Origin of the sequence: Paractinoplanes brasiliensis, from assembly GCF_004362215.1 — a bacterium.
GTDB classification, from domain to species: domain Bacteria; phylum Actinomycetota; class Actinomycetes; order Mycobacteriales; family Micromonosporaceae; genus Actinoplanes; species Actinoplanes brasiliensis.
The window spans coordinates 5091456-5108984 of record NZ_SNWR01000001.1 but is presented as its reverse complement, the minus strand read 5'-3'; the positions used below and the strand labels follow the sequence as shown (position 1 = coordinate 5108984).

At 70.1% G+C, this 17529-nt stretch carries 16 protein-coding genes and 2 tRNA genes; 10 read left to right on the top strand and 8 right to left on the bottom strand.

Going from position 1 to position 17529, the window contains the following annotated elements; all coding sequences use genetic code 11:
• Positions 1–22: 22 nt before the first annotated feature.
• Together C8E87_RS23310 and C8E87_RS23305 are read left to right on the top strand one after the other, a co-directional pair.
• Positions 23–1015 carry a fatty acid desaturase family protein gene (locus tag C8E87_RS23310; RefSeq protein WP_133875069.1) on the top strand — a complete coding sequence of 331 codons (993 nt, stop codon included), beginning with the start codon at positions 23–25 and terminating at the stop codon, positions 1013–1015.
• A 57-nt stretch (positions 1016–1072) separates the two neighbouring features.
• Positions 1073–1858 carry an SDR family NAD(P)-dependent oxidoreductase gene (locus C8E87_RS23305; protein ID WP_133875068.1) on the top strand — a complete coding sequence of 262 codons (786 nt, stop codon included), beginning with the start codon at positions 1073–1075 and terminating at the stop codon, positions 1856–1858.
• On the opposite strand, the gene C8E87_RS23300 is transcribed toward C8E87_RS23305, so the two are convergent.
• Positions 1842–2672, bottom strand: a complete 831-nt coding sequence (locus C8E87_RS23300; RefSeq protein WP_133875067.1) for an alpha/beta fold hydrolase — start codon at positions 2670–2672, stop codon at positions 1842–1844. The two genes, C8E87_RS23305 and C8E87_RS23300, sit on opposite strands and share 17 nt — an antisense overlap.
• A gap of 27 nt (positions 2673–2699) precedes the next feature.
• Between C8E87_RS23300 and C8E87_RS23295 the strand changes: the two genes are divergently transcribed.
• Entirely contained in the window at positions 2700–3383 is a 684-nt protein-coding gene (locus tag C8E87_RS23295; RefSeq protein WP_133875066.1) for a TetR/AcrR family transcriptional regulator, read from the top strand.
• 63 nt (positions 3384–3446) lie between these two features.
• Here the strand turns inward: C8E87_RS23295 and C8E87_RS23290 are convergent.
• The 5 genes from C8E87_RS23290 to C8E87_RS23270 all read right to left on the bottom strand — a co-directional run bounded on the left by C8E87_RS23290 (position 3447) and on the right by C8E87_RS23270 (position 7786).
• A tRNA-Met gene (locus C8E87_RS23290) sits at positions 3447–3518 on the bottom strand.
• A gap of 117 nt (positions 3519–3635) precedes the next feature.
• Positions 3636–3708: transfer RNA gene (locus C8E87_RS23285), tRNA-Trp, on the bottom strand.
• Positions 3709–3812: 104 nt separating this feature from the next.
• Positions 3813–4619, bottom strand: a complete 807-nt coding sequence (locus C8E87_RS23280; RefSeq protein WP_133875065.1) for a DUF6745 domain-containing protein — start codon at positions 4617–4619, stop codon at positions 3813–3815.
• Between the two features lie 64 nt (positions 4620–4683).
• A complete protein-coding gene (locus C8E87_RS23275) occupies positions 4684–5688 on the bottom strand; it encodes a TAXI family TRAP transporter solute-binding subunit (protein WP_133875064.1) in 1005 nt (334 codons plus the stop codon).
• Position 5689: 1 nt separating this feature from the next.
• Positions 5690–7786, bottom strand: a complete 2097-nt coding sequence (locus tag C8E87_RS23270) for a TRAP transporter permease (protein WP_133875063.1) — start codon at positions 7784–7786, stop codon at positions 5690–5692.
• A 335-nt stretch (positions 7787–8121) separates the two neighbouring features.
• Here C8E87_RS23270 and C8E87_RS23265 point away from each other — a divergent pair, with 335 nt between their 5' ends.
• The 5 genes from C8E87_RS23265 (at position 8122) to C8E87_RS23245 (ending at position 13982) form a co-directional block, all read left to right on the top strand.
• On the top strand, positions 8122–8790 hold the full coding sequence (locus C8E87_RS23265) for a dioxygenase family protein (RefSeq protein ID WP_133875062.1): 669 nt from the start codon (positions 8122–8124) through the stop codon (positions 8788–8790).
• Between the two features lie 59 nt (positions 8791–8849).
• Positions 8850–10463, top strand: a complete 1614-nt coding sequence (locus tag C8E87_RS23260; RefSeq protein ID WP_133875061.1) for an ArnT family glycosyltransferase — start codon at positions 8850–8852, stop codon at positions 10461–10463.
• Between the two features lie 123 nt (positions 10464–10586).
• Positions 10587–11606, top strand: coding sequence for a zinc-dependent alcohol dehydrogenase (locus C8E87_RS23255; protein WP_133875060.1), 1020 nt, complete (start codon positions 10587–10589; stop codon positions 11604–11606).
• A gap of 117 nt (positions 11607–11723) precedes the next feature.
• Entirely contained in the window at positions 11724–13352 is a 1629-nt protein-coding gene (locus tag C8E87_RS23250; protein WP_133875059.1) for an FAD-dependent oxidoreductase, read from the top strand.
• Between the two features lie 117 nt (positions 13353–13469).
• Entirely contained in the window at positions 13470–13982 is a 513-nt protein-coding gene (locus C8E87_RS23245) for a pyridoxamine 5'-phosphate oxidase family protein (protein WP_133875058.1), read from the top strand.
• Between the two features lie 117 nt (positions 13983–14099).
• Here C8E87_RS23245 and C8E87_RS23240 read toward each other — a convergent pair whose 3' ends face one another.
• Positions 14100–14840: an SDR family NAD(P)-dependent oxidoreductase gene (locus tag C8E87_RS23240; protein WP_133875057.1), complete on the bottom strand. Its 741-nt coding sequence runs from the start codon at positions 14838–14840 to the stop codon at positions 14100–14102.
• A gap of 76 nt (positions 14841–14916) precedes the next feature.
• Positions 14917–15261, bottom strand: coding sequence for a histone-like nucleoid-structuring protein Lsr2 (locus C8E87_RS23235; protein WP_133875056.1), 345 nt, complete (start codon positions 15259–15261; stop codon positions 14917–14919).
• A 279-nt stretch (positions 15262–15540) separates the two neighbouring features.
• Here C8E87_RS23235 and C8E87_RS23230 point away from each other — a divergent pair, with 279 nt between their 5' ends.
• The gene (locus C8E87_RS23230; protein ID WP_133875055.1) at positions 15541–16680 is read left to right on the top strand and encodes a glycoside hydrolase family 12 protein; all 1140 of its coding nucleotides are present in this window, start codon (positions 15541–15543) and stop codon (positions 16678–16680) included.
• 480 nt (positions 16681–17160) lie between these two features.
• Entirely contained in the window at positions 17161–17397 is a 237-nt protein-coding gene (locus C8E87_RS23220; RefSeq protein ID WP_166661215.1) for a hypothetical protein, read from the top strand.
• Positions 17398–17529: the final 132 nt, after the last annotated feature.

Here is a 17529-nt window from a genome sequence, read left to right as displayed (position 1 = left end):
GTCCGCGGTGTGTGCTGGACGCATGACGACGATGGCAGAGCGGCCGCGCACGGCCGGAAGCGACTTCGCGGAACTGGGCCGGCGGATCAACCAGGCGGGCCTGCTGCGCCGGCGGCCGGGGTATTACGCCCTGCGGCTGAGCCTGGTCGCGGGCGCGCTGATCCTCGGCTGGAGCGCGTTCTTCCTGATCGGCGCCTCGTGGTGGACGCTGGCGGTGGCTGGGTTCCTGGCCGTGGCGTTCGCGCAGACCGCGCTGGTCGCCCACGACCTGGCCCATCGCCAGGTGTTCCGCACCAACAAGCCCAGTTCCCGGGCCGGCCTGATCGCGGGCAACCTGGCCATCGGCATGTCGTACGGCTACTGGATGGACAAGCACACCAAGCACCACGCCAACCCCAACCACGACGACCTGGACCCGGACGTGGGACCGGGCGTGCTCGTCTGGTCGCGGGAGGCGGCGCGGGGCAAGGGGTTCCTCACCCGGTATCAGGCGTACCTCTTCTTCCCGCTGCTGACCCTGCTCGGGTTGTCGTTGAAGCGGGACAGCCTGCGGTGGATCAACGAGAAGAAGAACCCGCTGGAGGCCGCGCTGATCGCCGTGCACCTCGTCGGCTACGCCGCGGCGCTGATCACGGTGCTGAGCCCGCTGCAGGCGCTGGCGTTCCTCGTGGTGCACCAGGCGATCTTCGGGGTCTACCTGGGCATGACGTTCGCGCCCAACCACAAGGGCATGCCGCACCCCGACGGCACCGAGGACTTCCTGCGCAAGCAGGTGCTGACCTCCCGCAACGTGCGCGGCGGCCGCCTCGTCGACGCGGCGCTGGGCGGGCTCAACTACCAGATCGAGCACCACCTGTTCCCGGCCATGCCGACCCCGAACCTGCGCAAGGCCCAGCCGATCGTGCAGCAGTACTGCGCCGAGATCGGCGTCCCGTACGAAATGACCAGCCTGACCGACTCGTACCGCCAGGCCCTGGCCCACCTGCACGACGTCGGCGCCGACCTGCGGCGCTGAGGCTCGCCGTTGTGCGAGGGTGCGTGAGGTACTCGAAGCGCGCGAACGGAGTCAGGGATGGATCTGCGTCTCACCAACAGGGTGGCCGTCGTCACCGGGGGCAGCGCCGGGATCGGTGCGGCGATCGCCAGAGGGCTGGCCGCCGAGGGCGCGCACGTCGTGCTCGTGGCCCGGGACGCCGAGCGGCTCGACGAGGTGGCGGCGTCGATCGAGGGCGTACGGGTCCTGACCGTCGCCGCCGACCTCACCGAGCCCGACGCCGCCGAGCGGGTGGCCACGGCCGTGGAGGCGGAGTTCGGCGGGGCCGACATCCTGATCAACAACGCCGGCACCGGGAGCGAGGAGACGATCCTCACCGCGCCCGACTCGCGGTGGCAGTTCTTCTGGGAGCTGCACGTGATGGCGGCCGTACGGCTGGCCCGGTCGATCGCGCCGGGCATGAAGGCCCGCGGCGGTGGCGTGATCCTGCACAACGCGTCGATCTGCGCCACCCAGCCGCTGGGCTACGAGCCGATCTACAACACCACCAAGGCCGCGCTCGTGATGTTCTCGAAGTGCCTGGCCAACGAGCTGATCGGCGACAACATCCGGGTCAACGCGGTCAACCCGGGCCTGGTCATGACCGGGGACTGGATCAAGACCGCGAAGTCGCTGACCGAGGGCGCCGAGCAGACCTGGGAGCAGTACCTGCAGAAGATCGCCGACGACAACGCCCCGATCGGCCGGTTCGCCACCCCGGACGAGGTCGCCGACTTCTTCGTCTTCCTCTGCTCGGAACGGGCCGCCTACTCCGTCGGGTCGACCTATTACGTCGACGGCGGCTGGCTCAAAGTGACGACCTGAGGAACGGGATCAGGAGGGGCAGCACCTGCGCGGCCTGCATGGCCACCAGGTGATCGGCTTCGGGGATCAAAGACACTTCCCACCCGTACGCGGTCAGTTCGCTCTGATGTTTCCTCAGCGGCTCGGCGAGGGCGACGTACGCGTTGTCCCACGCCGGGCCGTACTGGATGTTGTCGTTCTCGCCGGCGAAGGCGAGCCGCGGAATGCTCAGACGCACCGTGGAGTCGTCGAAGTCCCGCAGCGACTCGTAGAGCGTCACGAACTGCCGGGTCTGATCGGGGGTCTGGGTGAACGCCACGGAATCCCAGTCACCCGGCACAGCGTCACCGGTGGGCGGGGGCGGCGGGTCGAGCGCCAGGCGGTGGGCTGAGCCGGTGACCGCGAGCATCGCCGCGTACGGGCCGCCGAGCGGGGGGAAACCGCCCATGGCCAGGGCGGTGAGCCGCTCGGTGCGCAGGGCGAGCTGCAGCCCGGACAGCGCCGTCCAGGAATAGCCGTAGTAGGCGAACCGGTCGGCGCCGGCCGCGTCGGCGATCGCCAGCAGGTCGGCCGCGACGGCGTCGGCGGTGAGGGTGAGCGGCGCGGGGTGCTCGTTGCGGTGGCCCTCGTAATCCGCGGTGATCACCTGAAAGCCGGCCTCGGCGAGACCGGTCGCCAGATGGTGCCCGAGGTGGGGGTCGGCGCCCCAGGCCCGCATCGCCTCGGCCTGCTCCCCCTCGATCAGACGGGTGCTGACGGGGGTGAGCACGGCCGGGCCACTGCCTTGGACCTTGACGTCGATGGTGGATCCGTCGTGAAGTCGCGCGGTAGGCATGCAAAACACTATACACTGTCAGGAGTTATGGACGCTCACCTTCGGCGGCTCTGGCGGCACCGTGGGGCGACACTGCCCACGCCCCGCCGCGGACCCCGCCAGCAGCTCGACCTCGACGACATCCTCGACGCCGCCGTCGCGATCGCCGACGCGTCCGGGCTCGACGCCGTCTCCACCCGGGCCGTCGCCGCGCGCTTCGACAAGACGGCGATGGCGCTCTACCCGTACGTGGGCGACAAGGAGAACCTGCTCGCGCTGATGCAGGACCATGCGAGCGCGATACCCGCACCCGCCCCGGCAACCCTGCGGGCGTGGGCGACGGCGCTGTTCGAGCTCTACCTGGCCCACCCCTGGCTCACCGAACGGTCCTGGGCGCAGGGCAGCCAGGGCCCGAACGAGCAGGACTGGATGGAGGCCCTGCTCACGATCCTCGACGGGCTCGACACCGTCGCGGCGAACCGGGCGCCGGCCGTCACGATGCTGTACGCGACCACACGCGCCACGGCCCAGACGGCGGCCGCCTATCAACGCCTGACCGCCGCCGACGAGGCCGCCTGGCTCGCCCGCGCCGCCGCCGTCCCGGACTTCGCCTCGCGCTACCCGCTGTCCGCCGCCCTGACCCCGCAGACAGAGAACTGGCGGGACGCGCCGTACGCGGGTCTGATGGCCGCCGTCGACCTGCTGACAGCCGGCCTGCGCTCAGGAACGTGAGGTCTTCGGGTACGCCTCGACGCTGTCGAACGCGCCCCGCCAGACCTCGCCCACGAATAACGGTGTCGCCGGGTGGTCTCGAACCACCGGCCTCCGCCTTATGAGGGCGGCGCTCTCCCGCTGAGCTACGACGACTGGTGACGATCAGGGCGGCGGCCGCGCGTTGGCGGGGTAGCGCAAGTAGTCCCCTCCGGCCAGCCGAAGCCGGCCCGCGCGAGCCGCCGCGCCCTTTTGTGAACTGCCGGATGAAAGCACGGGCGGCAGGATTCGAACCCGCATCTCACGGCTTTGGAAACCGGAGCTCTTCCCGTTGAGCTACGCCCATCAGACCTGCTCTAGATGCAGGTGGGGCGCCACATCACGGGGCTCACACCAAGGGAGTAGAGCCGTTTCATCTCATTCCCCTTTCGTGTGGGAGCTCCGGCGGACTCACCAAACCGTAGGACCGGCCCGGTGAGCCCGCAATTCATTTTGAGCCGCCTGTCCCACCGACCACCCGTCGCCGTACTCGACGAACAGCGGGTCGGTGCGCAGCGTCACCGGGCGCTCGACCAGCACGCACCGATGGTCGCCGGGCCACCACCAGCCGCCCGACCGGGTCAGCGTGGCCCACACCTCGAACTCCCGCTCCTCGCGTACGGGGGCCAGGCCGGTCCTCCGCAACACGTCCACGAACGCGACCCAGTACGCGTCCTGATGGCCGTACCAGCCGACCGGCACCGGGCCCAGCGCCGCCCGGATCGGCAGATAGATCCCGGACAGACGACGGAGAAGCTCCTCCCGTACGCCCTGAACCAGCACCTCATGGAACGGCAGCCCCGCGTCGAGGGCCTGCTCGGGGGTCATCCGGGGCCAGCGCTCGCCGTTCTTGCGCTTGGGCCGGGGCCGCTCGGCCGGCGGCTCGGTGAAGTCGGCCTCCAACGAGGACCGCAGGCGGGACAGCCCGGCCGCGATGTCACTGGCGACCGGCCGGGGACGGGAATCGGTGAGCAGATCCTCGTGGGCCGGCAGCCCGTCGAGGTAGGCAAGCGCGGCGCGAGGGGACGTGACCCGGACGAACTCGGGACGCCGCCGGCCGTGCCGGGCGTAGATCGAGGCGATCGCCTCTTCGGTGATGTGGTGGTCGACCGGCTTCGTGGAGGTGCCGACGTCGAACCATTCCTGGCGAATCTCAGTCGCCTGGGACCAGAGCGCGGCCTGTCGCCGCGCGGTCGCGATCAAAGCGCGAGGGCGCACGCGCCCTTCCGGGAGAAGGTCATCATGCGCACATGATGGCCCTCCCCCGCGGGTCCCGCAACCGCTATTTCGGGGCGCCCAGGTCGTCGAGAGCCTTCGTGGCGCCGCGGTGCAGCGGCACCGGCTCGGTCTTGCGGGCCTGGTCGAGGCTGATCTCCTTGGCGGCCGCGTTGGCCTGCTCGAGCTGGGGCTTGCGGTCGAACAGCGTCCTGGTCAGCGTGCAGGCGACGTTGGCGTCCAGGTCGTTCTTCACGAGCAGCACGTTCGGGACGACGATCGTCTTGGTGTCGGCGGCCAGCTTGTACGTCGCGGCCGGGATGGAACCCTCCTCGTACACCTCGTTGATCTTTTGCATCTCGGGCAGCAGCGGCGTGATGTCGAGGAACTCGACCTGGCCGCCCGACGTGGTGAGCAGGTCGGTGATGCCGGGAGTGGGCAGCCCGCCCGACCAGAACAGCGCGTCGATCGAGCCGTCCTTCATGCCGTCGACGGTCTTGGTGAGGTCGAGCTTCTGGGCGCTGACATCCTCGGCGGGGTCGAGCCCGGCCGCGGTGAGCAGGCGATTCGCGATGACCTCGGTGCCCGACTTGGGCGAGCCGGTGGAGACCCGCTTGCCCCTCATGCCGGCCACGTCCTTGATGCCGGCCGCCTTACGCACGATCACCTGCGTGTAGTTGGTGTGGATGCGGGCCAGCGCGGCGATCGGCTGCTTGCTGTCGAAGCTGCCGGAGCCGTTGACCGCGTCGGCGGCGGTGTCGGCCAGCGAGAACGCGACACCGTACGTGCCGGCCACGAGCTGCTGGATGTTCTGCACCGAGGCGCCGGTCTCGGACGCGGTGGCCTTGACCTTGCCGCCGGCGGCGCCGATCTGCTCGGCGTACGCGTTGCCGAGAGCGAAGTAGACACCGGTCGCGTTGCCGGTGGCGATGCCGATCCGGGTCTCGTTCGCGACGTCGCAGGTCACCTCCCCACCGGCGTCGGTCGAGGCGGTGTCCTGCCGTCCGCCGCAGGCCGTGAGCGCGCCGGTGAGCACGAGCGCGAACCCGGCCGCTGCTGCCATTCGTCTCATATCAACCCCGTTCGTCGATGTGTGTGACCTGCTGAGCGCGGCTTTCGTCAGCGCCGCTTCCACCCGTACGGCCGTCCATTGCGCTGTCGTCGTCAACGCTTTTGACGGCGTGGCGTCTGTCCACCGCGGCCCATGTCGCGGAGGCGGCCAGCAGGAGGATGCCGAGGGCGATCGTCAACGGCTCGAGGTAGAGCAGGAGCAGGCCGGCCAAGGCAGCCAAGACCCGGGAGCCGGCGCCGGCGCGGCCCACGCCGAGAACCCAGCCGCCCGTGGCGACGGCCAGGCCCGCCACGCCCAGCATCGCGGCCGCCGACGCCCAGAGGATGTCGAGGAACGGGCCACGAGCCAGCAGGTAGGAGCCGGCCGGCGTGAGGACGAACGCGATCGGCGCGAGGAAAGCGGGGAGGGCGTACTTGAGGGCCTGCCACATCGTCGGGATCGCGCGGCCGCCCGTGATGGCGCTCGCTCCCACGGCGGCCAGGGCCGTGGGCGGGGTGACCTCGGAGAGCACGGAGTAATAGAAGACGAACATGGCCGCGGCGGGGGCCGGCACCCCGAGGGCGAGCAGCGCCGGGCCGATGATGACCCAGCCGATGATGAAGCTCGCCGTCACCGGCACCGCCAGGCCCAGGACGGACAGGGCGATCGCGGCCAGCACGACGGTCAGGCCCAGCACGACCGTGGGATTGTCGGTGACTGCCTGCGCACCCCGTACGAGCAAGGAGGCCAGCTGCGCGCCGAGCCCGGTCTTCGTGGTGACGGCGGTGATGATCCCGGCGGCGGCGCAGACCGCGACGACCGGCAGCACACCGCGGACGCCCGCGCTCAGGGCGATGAACAACCGTTGCGGGGTCAGCCAGGAACGACGGTCGAGGAAGGACAGGACGAAGGCCGCGAGCGTGGCGTAGACGACCGCGCGGGTCGCGTTCTGCCCCAGCGCCAGCAGCACCACGATCAGCACCAGCGACGAGAAGTGGTATCCGAACCGGCCCAGCAGCCGCAACGTGCTGACCTGGGGTGTCTCCAGCGAGCGGACACGGAACCGGCGTACGTCGATCTCGACCGCGAGCAGGATGCCCAGGTAGTAGAGGACGGTCGGGATCATCGCCCAGCCGAGCACGGTCAGGTACGAGACGTCGAGGTACTCGGCGACGATGAACGCGGCCGCGCCCAGGGTCGGTGGCGAGAGGATCGCGCCGACACCGGCCGCGGCCAGCATGCCGCCCGCCTGTTCGGCCGGATAACCCGCGCGGCGCAGCATGGGCCAGGTGACCGCGCCGACACTGACCGCGGTGGCCGTGCCCGAGCCGGAAACGGTGCCGAGGAGGAAGCCCGCGGCCACCGCCGTACGGCCGGCGGCGCTGCGTGACTTGCGGAAGGCGGCCACCGACAGGTCGACGAAGAACCGGCTGGCCCCCGACAGGTCGAGAACGGCGCCGTAGATGGTGAACAGCACGATGTACGTGGCGGCCACGTCGAGCGGGGTGCCGTAGAACCCGCTGCCCGAGTTGTAGAGCGCGTCCACGATCTGCGAGAAGTCGAGCCCGGCGTGGGCGATCGACCAGTTCTGGGGGAAGAGACCGCCGTAATAGCCGTACGCGAGGAAAGCGAGACAAACGACGGGCAGCGCCCACCCGGTCGTACGCCGGCACGCCTCGACGACCAGGATCAGCAGGACAGCACCGAACGCGACGTCGACCGGCTCGAGCAGGCCCTGCCGGTTGAGGAACCCGTCGTAGCCGCCGCCGAACGGGCTGATCGGGTAGAGGCAGACGACCAGGGCCCCGGCCGCCAGCACCCAGTCGGCGATCGTGGGGGTGTCGCTCTTCTTGCGGGACAGGCGCGACCGGTACGCCAGGAAGACCAGCGGGAGCGTGCCGGCCAGAAAGATGATCAGGTAGTACTGGCTGCCGCGGGACAGCGGGCGGAACACCTGCCACAGCACGAGGACGGCGACCGCGAAGGCGACGACCGCGACACCCCGGCCGATCGGGCCCCTGAGGTCACGGGCGGGCAGTTCCTCGTCGTCGTAGTGCAGGGCGTCCAGCGTGGACGTCTCAGACCGCTCCCGGACCACGGAAGATCGATCTTCGCCCATGGAACGGACAGTACCGGCTGGGGAGGCACTTGGTAACCGCACGTCTCATAACGCCTCAATTGCTGCTCGCGTTACGAAATCGCACGGGTGTGTTGTCGCGCGCGTAGTAGTTCTGCCCCCCACCGCCAACCACCCACCCAGGGGGGCGTCGGGTGGGGACCTTACGCGGTTGTCAAGCCGGCGGGTGCTCGTTGTCCACAGGGCCGAGAAGCTGGAACGAGATGTCCACAGGCCGAGCTCGGGACAGCCCTGCAACCGTCCCGCAACCGTGGGCGAACGACAACGGCAACCTGCGGGCGGCCTAATGGACGTGATCGTCGACGGAGGGGGCCGAGATGACCACGCAGGTGAAGGAAGAACGGCAGCACCACGGGGCGGGGTTGGCCGTGGACTTCCCGGTGCTGCGCCGCCGCCGCATGATGGGGCTGGTCAACGGGGTCACCGTGGCGACCCTGGCGGGCGCGGACTCGGATGCGCTGACCCGCTCGGGCATCGTGCGCGACGACATCCGGCGTAGTTTCGGCACGGCGTCCGGCGTCGCCCGCGGCGTTCCGCTGACGGTGCGGCTGCGGCTGGTCAGCGCGAACTCGGGCCGGCCACTGGCCGGGCACGCCCTCTATCTGTGGCACGCCGACCGGGACGGCGCCTACTCGCTGCACTCCCCCGGCCTGGACGACCAGAACTACCTCCGCGGCCTGCAGGTCAGCGACGAGCAGGGCTGGGTCATGTTCTCGACGATCTTCCCGGGGACGAGCGAGGGCCGCTGGCCGCACCTGAGCTACGAGATCAGCCCGGCGGTGGCCGCGGCCCCGGAGCGCGCCGGCCAGGTCGGCCTGCCCGCGGACGCCTGCGTCAAGGTCTACACCACCACCCCGTACGCGGAGAACGCGGCTCACCTGGCCCTGGCCAGCCCGGTCGCGGACGACGGCGGCGAACTCGCCATGGCCACGGTCACCGGCGACCTCGAGCGTGGCTTCGCGGCGGTGCGCACGATCAGCATCTGATCGGGGGACTCCGGCAGCCGCCCGGCACCCGGGGATGATCGCCGGGCTATCGTGGCGCGATGCTGTTGCGGCGACTGCTCTATCCGCTCGCCGTCGTGCTGTTGCTGGGGCAGATGGCGTTCGCGATGGTCACCGCGGCCGTGCAGCAGTCGCCGACCATCGACGAGCCGGTCTACGTGGGCACGGCGCAGTTCTACCTCGACCAGCATCAGGTGCTCTACAACCCGGAGCATCCGCCGCTGGCCAAGCTGTTCATGGCGGCCGGGCTCGCCTTCACCGACGCCGCGCTCGACCCCGCGTACCGGGGAAATCAGACGAACCTGGGCCGGCACTTCCTCTATGAGAGCGGCAACAACCCGTTCGAGCTGATGCTGGCCGCGCGGCTGCCGATCATCGTGCTCACGCTGCTGTTCGGCCTGGCCGTGTTGTTCTTCGCCCGCGACGTGGCCGGGCGGTGGGCGGGGTTGATCGCCCTTTCCCTGTACGCGTTCTCGCCCGACCTGATCGCGCACGGCTCGCTGGCCACGCTGGACGTGCCGGCCGCGGGCTTCGTGCTGGTCACGTTCTGGATGCTGTGGCGGGCCCGCGACAATCCACGGCTCTATCTGCCGCTGGCCGGGCTGGCGCTCGGCGCGGCGCTGGCCACCCGCATGAGCACGCTCCCCGCTGTGCCGGTGGCTCTGCTTCTCGCCCTGCTCGCCCCGGCGCCGGCCATTCCCGCGTGGTCCTCCCTTCGATCCCGTACGGGGTGGATGGGGCTGGGCAAACGCGTGGCCTGGGCGATCGGTGTGGGACTGATCGCCGTTGCCGTGGTGTGGCTCGTCTATGTGATCGTCGACCCGCGGCTGCGCTGGACCACCCCGCCCTGGCTCAGCAACCCGGGCGGCCTCAAGGGGCTCGCCGTCGACCTGCTGCCGCTGCCCCCGTCGTACAAGGACGGGGTGCTGATCCAGTTCCGGCTGGAACGGCGCATCACCAACGGGTTCCTGCTCGGCGAGGCGTACCGGGGGTCGCTCTGGTACTACCTGCCGGCCGCGCTGCTCATCAAGACCCCGATCGGCATGCTGCTGCTCTGGCTCGCCGGCACGGTGACGCTGCTGCTCAAGAAGTGGGTCGCCGCGCTCTACCTGCTCGTGCCGGCCGGGGTGCTGATGCTGGTGGCGATGACGGGGAACCGCGACTACGGCACCCGCTACGTCATCTTCATGCCGATGATGCTGGCCGTCGTGGCGGGTGCGGTCGTGCTGCTCCGGTGGCGCTGGGCGTGGACCCCGGTGGCCGCGCTGGCCGGGTTCGCCGCCGTCAGCTCGCTGCTGACGTTCCCCTACTACCTGCCCTACTCGAACGAGGCCTTCGGCGGCACCGCCCGCACCCACGAGAACCTGCACGACTCGAACGTCGACTGGGGCCAGGACCTGCCTCGCCTGTCGGCCCACCTCAAGGCGAAGTATCCCGGCCAGCCGGTCTGGCTGGTCTACAAGGGCGCGGGCGTGCCGGCCTACTACGGCATCGAGGGCCGCAACCCCCTGACCGTCCCGATCGACGAGGTGCGCGGCCTGATCGTCGTCTCCGACTCCCGGGTGGCGCTGGCCCGCAACCGCCTCAAGCAGCTGATCGACTCGAGCACCCCCATCGACCAGGTCGGCTACTCGTTCACGATCTACCGCCGCTGAAGCCGTGCCCGCCGGCGTCGGGCACGGCGATCGCCTGGCGGGGGCAGGTCCGGGACACCCGAGGCGTAGGCCTCCATGTGGGCAGCATCACCCATGACGGCGTACGCGGGCTAGGGTCTGGGCATGCGTCGAGTGATCGTTTCGGGTGGCGGGGTGTCGGTGGAGTCGGCCGAGGCGCCGGAACCCGGGCCCGGTGAGGTGCTGGTGCGCACGGCCGTCGCCGGGATCTGCGGGTCGGACACGCACGCGCTGGCCGGGCTGCACCCGTTCATCGAGCTGCCCTACGCGCCGGGTCACGAGGTGTGCGGCACGGTCGAGGCGGCCGGGCCGGGCGTCACCGGCGTAGGCGTGGGTCAACGGGTCACGCTCGAGCCTTTCCTGCCGTGCTGGGAGTGCAAGCAGTGCCGCGCCGGGCGGCAGAACATCTGCGAGCGGCTGCGGTTCTTCGGGTGCGCCCACGATCAGGGCGGAATGGCCGACCTCTTCACTGTCGACCAGCGGCGGCTGCACGTCATCCCGGACGGCTTGTCGTGGGAGCGTGCGGCGTTCATCGAGCCGCTGAGCACTCCCGTGCACGCCGTGGGGCTGGCTGAGGGCGTACGGCGAAAGGCCGTGGCGATTCTCGGGGCGGGCACGATCGGGATCCTGACGCTGCAGGTGGCGCGGGCGTACGGGGCTCGGCGGGTGGTGGTGACGGCACGCTCGGCGGCTTCGCGGGAACGGGCGCTGGAGTTCGGGGCGGACGCGGCGATCGACGCGTTGTCGCCGAAGTGCGCGGACGAGGTGCGGACGGCGCTGGGTGAAAGCGCCGACGTGGTGTTCGACTGCGTGGCCGAGCAGCCCACGACCGAGCAGGCGCTGGCGATGGCGATGAAGGGCGGGACGGTTGTCGTGGTCGGGGTGCCGCCTGCCGGCGTACGGGTGCCGTTGCCGTTGATTCAGGACGCTCAGCTGCGGATTCAGGGCAGCGCGACGTATCTGCCGGCCGATTTTGCCGAGTCGATGCGGTTGCTGGGTTCGGGCGAGGTGGACGTTTCGCGGATGGTGACGGCGACGCATTCGCTGGACAAGGCCGCTGCCGGGTTCGCCGACGCGGCTTCGGGGCGCCATCTGAAAGTTCTGCTGACGGGAGCCTGTGGATAACCCGTTTTGCCCCCTTGACAAAGCGTAGAGTTCTGCCTCGCTCTCCCCGTGGTGGGTGGGGGTTTGGGATGGCCCCTGCACCTTTAAGTTACCGATCGGTAATGGCAGAGTGGGGCCATGCGGGACTACGACGTCGTGATTGTGGGCAGCGGGTTCGGCGGCAGCGTGAGTGCCCTGCGCCTGGCCGAGAAGGGCTACCGGGTCGGCGTGCTCGAGGCGGGCCGGCGTTTCACCCCCGAGACCCTGCCGAAGACGTCGTGGGACCTGCGCAACTTCCTGTGGGCGCCACGCCTCGGGCTGCGCGGCATCCAGCGGATCACCCTGCTCAAGGACATCCTGGTGTTGTCGGCGGCGGGCGTCGGCGGCGGTTCGCTGGTCTACGCGAACACGCTCTACCGCCCGCCGGCCACGTTCTTCACCGACCGGCACTGGGCCGGCATCACCGACTGGGCCGACGAGCTCGCACCCCACTACGACCAGGCCTCACGCATGCTGGGCGTGACCGAACAGCCCTCGACGACCCCGTCCGACGTGGTGATCCGCCAGGTCGCCGACGAGATGGGGGTGGGTGGGACCTTCCGCCGTACGCCGGTGGGTGTCTACTTCGGCGAACCCGGCAAAACGGTCCCCGACCCGTTCTTCGGCGGCGCCGGCCCAGCCCGTACGGGGTGCACCGAGTGCGGCAACTGCATGATCGGCTGCAAGGTCGGGGCGAAGAACGCGCTCGACGTGAACTACCTGTACCTCGCCGAGCGCGCCGGGGTCGAGGTGCACCCGTCCACCGAGGTCACGTCGCTGCGGCGCGACGGCAACGGCTGGATCCTGAACGACACGTTCACCGCCCGGGACGTCATCCTCGCGGCCGGCGCGCTCGGCACCCAGCGCCTGCTGCACGCGATGCGCGACCGGGGTGTCCTGCCCGGCCTGTCCCCGCAGCTCGGCTCGCTGACCCGTACGAACTCGGAGGCGCTGCTCGGAGCGCAAACGGCACGCGTCCCCGCCGAGCCGTTCTCACGCGGCGTGGCGATCACCTCGTCGTTCCACCCCGACGAGACAACCCACATCGAGCCCGTACGCTACGGCCCCGGCAGCAACGCCATGGGACTGCTCACCACCATGCTCGTCGACGGCGACGGACGGCTGCCACGGCCGGCGCGCTTCATGGGGCAGGCGCTGCGCCACCCGTACGTGCTGATCCGCTCCCTGTCGGTGCGGCGCTGGAGCGAACGCACGATCATCGCGCTCGTCATGCAGACGGCCGACAACTCGCTGACCGTGCGCCGCACCCGCCGCGGCCGCCTGACCACCGGCCCCGGGCACGGCGCCCCCAACCCGACGTGGATCCCCGTCGGGCACGACGCCGTACGCCGGATGGCGAACCGGATCGGCGGCTTCCCCGGCGGCAGCGTCGGCGACATCTTCAACATCCCGATGACCGCGCACATCCTCGGCGGCGCGACGATCGGAGCGACCCCCGACACCGGCGTGATCGACGCCTATCACCGCGTTTTCGGGTACGAGGGTCTGCATGTGATCGACGGTTCGGCCGTCCCCGCCAACCTGGGCGTCAACCCGTCGCTGACCATCACGGCCCTCGCCGAGCGGGCCGTCTCGCTGTGGCCCAACAAGGGTTCGGCCGACCCGCGCCCACCGCTGGGTTCCCCGTACGAACGTCTGGCCCCGATCGCGCCCGCCACCCCCGCCGTGCCCGCCCACGCCCCAGCAGCCCTGCGCCCGCACCCCTGAAACCGCCCACGCCCAGCGGCCCTGCGTCCGCGCCCACGCCCAGCGGCCCTGCGTCCGCGGCCCTGAAACCTCCGTGCGCCCGGGTGGCCCCGCGCCCGCGCTCCTAAGCTCTGGCGCATGACGAACCTCGATGAACCCGACGCGAGCCTCGCCCCGCACGCGCGGGAGCTGCTGGAGAGCAACCGCTACCTGACGCTGGGCACGGTCTCGCCCGACGGCCGGCCCTGGACGAGCCCGGTCTATTTCTCGTGGTCGGCCGAAGGCGGCATGTGGGAGTTCTACTGGGTGTCGTCGGCCGAGGCCCAGCACTCGCTCAACCTGCTGGACCGTCCCGCCGTGAGCATCTCGGTCTTCGACTCCACCGTTCCCGCCTATCACGGCCGCGCTGTGTACGCCGTGGGCGAGGCCCGTGAGGTGCCGCTCGAAGACCTCGACGAAGCGCTCCCGCACTACCCCGGCCCGCCGTCGCGCGGCGGCGCCGCCCTGACCCGCTCCGACGTCACCGGCGACGAACCGTGGCGCTTCTATCAGGCCGGCGCCTCAGAGCTGTGGGTCCTGTGCCCGCGCGAGCCCCGTCAGGCCTGCCCCTTGCACGGCCTGGCGGTGGACCACCGGGCCCGTGTGCTCTGACGTCGCCCCTCCCAGCAGCCGTGAAGTCGCCCTCCCCGCCGCCATGAGGTCGCCCTCCCGCAGCCGTGAAGTCGCCCTTCCGCTGCCGTGGAGCCGCCCTCCCCGCGTGAAGAGACGTCAGAGCCGGCCCTTGACGTCGCCCTTCCCGGCCGCCTTGCCCGCGTAGATCCGGTCGGCGACCGCCGGGAACAGGTTGGCGAACATGACGGCGGCCCGATACTTGGCCGGGACGATCACGCGGCGACGCGGCCGGCGCAGGGCCTTCTCGACCGCCGCGGCGACGATCTCGGGCCCCGGAAGCCCCGAGCGGTTCTTGTTGGCGTCGCCCGCGATGTAGCCGGGCTCGATCAGGGTCACGCCGATGCCGGTGCCGACCAGCTCCCGGCGTACGGAATCGGTCATGCCCCGCAGTGCGAACTTGGTCGCGGAGTAGACGCCGCTGATGCCGACCTCGCCCGCCACCGAGCCGATGTTGACGATCGAGCCGCCGCCCTGCGCGCGCATGATCGGCACGACCGCGCGCATCAGACGGATCGGGGCCAGCAGGTTGACCTGGATCATGCCTTCGGCGGCGGAGTCCTCGGAGAGCACCGACGCCACCCCGCCGACGCCCGCGTTGTTCACCAGGCCGTCGATGCGCCCGGTCACCGCCATGGCGCGCTCGACGAGACGGTCGAGAGCTTCCTGATCCCGTACGTCGGTGGGCACCGCCACGGCGTTGGGCAATTGCTCGGCGAGGGCCGCGATTGTGTCCGCGCGACGGGCCGCGAGCACCACCGTGGCGCCGTTGCGAGCGAGCCGTTCCGCGGTGACACGACCGATTCCGCTCGACGCGCCCGTCACGATTACCACCGGCATGGCTTCACCCCATTGTCGAAGAAACGGCGCCGCCGTGGATCGGCGACGCCGTCATTTCCGCGCGTGCGGGATCAACCTATCGCTTGCTGTGGTACGCCTCCACGATGTGGCTCGGGATGCGCCCGCGCTCGGAGACCTCGTAGCCGTTCTTGTTCGCCCACTCGCGAATCGCCTGGTTCTGGTCGCGGCTGGCGCGGCCCGTGCCGGCCGGGGCGACGCGGCGGGTCGGCGACACGACAGCGGTGCGGCCCACTCGGGTGGCGGCCCCCAGGAACGGGTCGAGCGCCTTACGAAGCTTGCCCGCGTTCTTCTCCGAGAGGTCGATCGTGTAGTTCACACCGTCCAGTCCGAACTCGACGGTGCGATCTGCCTCGCCACCGTCGAGGTCGTCGGTCAGAAGGGTTATTACCTGCTTGGCCATGGTGTGCCCCGCTCCTACCACGATGTCATTTGAGCCACGACTTTGCGCGTGCGGCATCGCCGTGGAATGTCGATACGCTTTCATTCTGGCTTGCGATAACTCTCAGTGCAAATTGCCCCTTCCGCATGTCGCAATTCAGCCCCCGGTTACGCCCTGCGGGTGGCCCGTCGCGCAGGCCCCGCAACACAGTCTTTTCACGCTCGTGAATGTCCTGTAACGTGTCGTGGGAGCGCTCCCAGCCCCGTCCCCGCGGGATCCCCTCTTCAAGGAGCTGACGAAATGCGACGTCTTCTCCGCGCCGCGCTGGCCACCGGCCTGCTCGTGGCCGCCGGCGCCACCACCCTCACCCTCGCCGGCCCCGCTGCCGCTGATGCCGAGATCTGCGAGCAGTACGGCAGCACCACGATCGGCGGCCGCTACGTCGTCATGAACAACCGCTGGGGCACCACGGCCCAGCAGTGCATCGACGTCACGAGCACCGGATTCTCGATCACCAGCCAGCAGGGCACGAGCAGCACAAACGGCGCCCCCGTGTCGTATCCAGCCGTCTACCTGGGCTGTCACTACACCAACTGCTCCCCCGGCACGAACCTGCCGATGCGGGTCAGCGACATCTCGAGCGCGACCAGCAGCATCAACTATCGGTACGTCTCGGGCGCGACCTACAACGCGTCGTACGACATCTGGCTGGACCCCTCGCCCAAGCGCGACGGCGTGAACCAGCAAGAGATCATGATCTGGTTCAACCGCCAGGGCTCGATCCAGCCGATCGGCTCGGCCGTCGGCAACGCGACGATCGGCGGCCGCACGTGGCAGGTGTGGCAGGGCAGCAACGGCTCCAACGGCGTCGTCTCCTACGTCGCCTCGTCGGCGATCACCAGCTGGAGCTTCAGCGTCCTCGACTTCATCCGGGACGTGCAGAATCGCGGCGCGATCACAAGTAGTTGGTATTTGACAAGCATTCAGGCCGGATTCGAGCCCTGGATCGGCGGCGCGGGTCTCGCCGTGACCGATTTCAGCGCGCAGGTGAACGGCGGCGGAGGCACCACTCCGAGTAATCCTCCGACCACGGCGCCCACGACGCCGCCGCCCGGAGGAACGGCTTCGTGCCGCGTCACCTATGCCACCAACACCTGGAATACCGGCCTCACCACCAATGTCACTGTGGCAAATACCGGATCGACCGCACTCAACGGCTGGGAGCTGGCGTTCACACTGCCGTCCGGCCAGTCGATCACCAGTTCCTGGAACGCCGCATTGACAGGCACAAGTGGCGCGGTGACCGCCCGCAACATCGCCTGGAACGGCGCGATTCCACCCGGCGGCAGCACGTCGTTCGGCTTCCAGGCCACCCACAGCGGCTCGACCGCGGCACCGTCCACCTTCACCCTGAACGGTTCCCGATGCACGACCGCGTAACCCGATTCCCGGCGTACGACCGCGTGACCCACTGAATCACCGCGATCCCGAGCCGCCTCGTCGCCGATTCTCCGGTGCCGGGGCGGTTCGTCCATTCCCGCAGTTGATCTTCACTTTCCCCTCGGCCTGCCGCACACTCAGCCGCTTCGTCACCGGCCCGCTCGACGCACAGACTTCGCTCGCGCCGCACCCCAACCCGCGGCGTCCCCACTCACACGGCATCGCCGCTCACGCCGCATTCCCACTCACACCGCATCGCACTCATGCCGCACCCCGTTCACGCCGCACCTTCGCCAACGCCGCGACAGGGCCTCGTCGCTGACGCCGGGCATCCTGGCAGTCGAAGCTGCGCTCACGCCATCGAAGAACTTGTCCCCTGTGGACAAGCAGGACCCTGTGGACAACTCGAAGCCGCGCCCGGCGGTCGGCAGGATGATCTTGTGGGCCTGGATGCCTCCAGCTCGGCGGCTCAGGGGCAGGATGGTCGAGACGTCGCTGGTGGGCAGCGGGCGCGACGTCATCGGGCGAGCCGACCCGTCCGTCACCGGGGTCGACGTGGTCCTGCCCGACGGCCGCACCATCCAGGCCAGCACCTCCGCCGGCTGGTGGGCCGTCTGGTGGCCGGGCCGCCGGGCCGGACAGGCCGACGCCGTGCACATCATCGTGCACACCGCCACCGGCTCCCGGGTGTACCGAACCCGCGACCTGTGGACGTGACCCGCCGGTCACGTCACCGGGGCGTAGCCGGGCAGTCGGTAGACGCGTAGCCATGGTCGGGCGGCGATCAGGGCACGCATCCTGGCGGACTTGTGCGCTGTAGTCCGTCCCAGGAAGCCGGCGACCAGCAAA

Coding starts and splice junctions, on each gene's coding strand:
- C8E87_RS23250 (WP_133875059.1), top strand. CDS start 11,724: ATGCGGGACTACGACGTCGTGATTGTGGGCAGCGGGTTCGGCGGCAGC.
- C8E87_RS23260 (WP_133875061.1), top strand. CDS start 8,850: ATGCTGTTGCGGCGACTGCTCTATCCGCTCGCCGTCGTGCTGTTGCTG.
- C8E87_RS23220 (WP_166661215.1), top strand. CDS start 17,161: ATGGTCGAGACGTCGCTGGTGGGCAGCGGGCGCGACGTCATCGGGCGA.
- C8E87_RS23235 (WP_133875056.1), bottom strand. CDS start 15,261: ATGGCCAAGCAGGTAATAACCCTTCTGACCGACGACCTCGACGGTGGC.
- C8E87_RS23300 (WP_133875067.1), bottom strand. CDS start 2,672: ATGCCTACCGCGCGACTTCACGACGGATCCACCATCGACGTCAAGGTC.
- C8E87_RS23245 (WP_133875058.1), top strand. CDS start 13,470: ATGACGAACCTCGATGAACCCGACGCGAGCCTCGCCCCGCACGCGCGG.
- C8E87_RS23230 (WP_133875055.1), top strand. CDS start 15,541: ATGCGACGTCTTCTCCGCGCCGCGCTGGCCACCGGCCTGCTCGTGGCC.
- C8E87_RS23295 (WP_133875066.1), top strand. CDS start 2,700: ATGGACGCTCACCTTCGGCGGCTCTGGCGGCACCGTGGGGCGACACTG.
- C8E87_RS23275 (WP_133875064.1), bottom strand. CDS start 5,688: ATGAGACGAATGGCAGCAGCGGCCGGGTTCGCGCTCGTGCTCACCGGC.
- C8E87_RS23240 (WP_133875057.1), bottom strand. CDS start 14,840: ATGCCGGTGGTAATCGTGACGGGCGCGTCGAGCGGAATCGGTCGTGTC.
- C8E87_RS23265 (WP_133875062.1), top strand. CDS start 8,122: ATGACCACGCAGGTGAAGGAAGAACGGCAGCACCACGGGGCGGGGTTG.
- C8E87_RS23255 (WP_133875060.1), top strand. CDS start 10,587: ATGCGTCGAGTGATCGTTTCGGGTGGCGGGGTGTCGGTGGAGTCGGCC.
- C8E87_RS23305 (WP_133875068.1), top strand. CDS start 1,073: ATGGATCTGCGTCTCACCAACAGGGTGGCCGTCGTCACCGGGGGCAGC.
- C8E87_RS23270 (WP_133875063.1), bottom strand. CDS start 7,786: ATGGGCGAAGATCGATCTTCCGTGGTCCGGGAGCGGTCTGAGACGTCC.
- C8E87_RS23310 (WP_133875069.1), top strand. CDS start 23: ATGACGACGATGGCAGAGCGGCCGCGCACGGCCGGAAGCGACTTCGCG.